Here is a 288-nt window from a genome sequence, read left to right as displayed (position 1 = left end):
ATGCCACCGGTGTGCTGGTGCTGATCAGCTCCGCCGCGATCGCGGTGACCATCGCCGCCCGCAAGGCCGGCCAGCGCAACTGGACCGTCGTCTTCGCGGTGATCTCAGCCGTCTTCCTCTACACCACTGTCGTCAACGTCATCGAGCGGCCGGACGGTGTGAAGATCGGCGCCTGTTTCATCGCCGGCATCATCCTGGTGTCGTTGCTGTCCCGGCTGGCCCGTGCCTTCGAGCTACGGGTGACCAGCGTGAGCCTGGACACCATGGCGGAGCGGTTCGTCCGCGACA

Annotated in this window: 1 pseudogene; it reads left to right on the top strand. The window is 66.0% G+C overall.

Going from position 1 to position 288, the window contains the following annotated elements:
• Nucleotides 1-288 (top strand): annotated as a pseudogene (locus ADL25_RS19805) (amino acid transporter); the annotation flags it as partial.

It is taken from the genome of Streptomyces sp. NRRL F-5122 (genome assembly GCF_001507435.1).
Taxonomy (GTDB): Bacteria; Actinomycetota; Actinomycetes; order Streptomycetales; family Streptomycetaceae; genus Streptomyces; species Streptomyces lannensis.
This window is presented reverse-complemented; position numbering and strand designations above follow the sequence as displayed.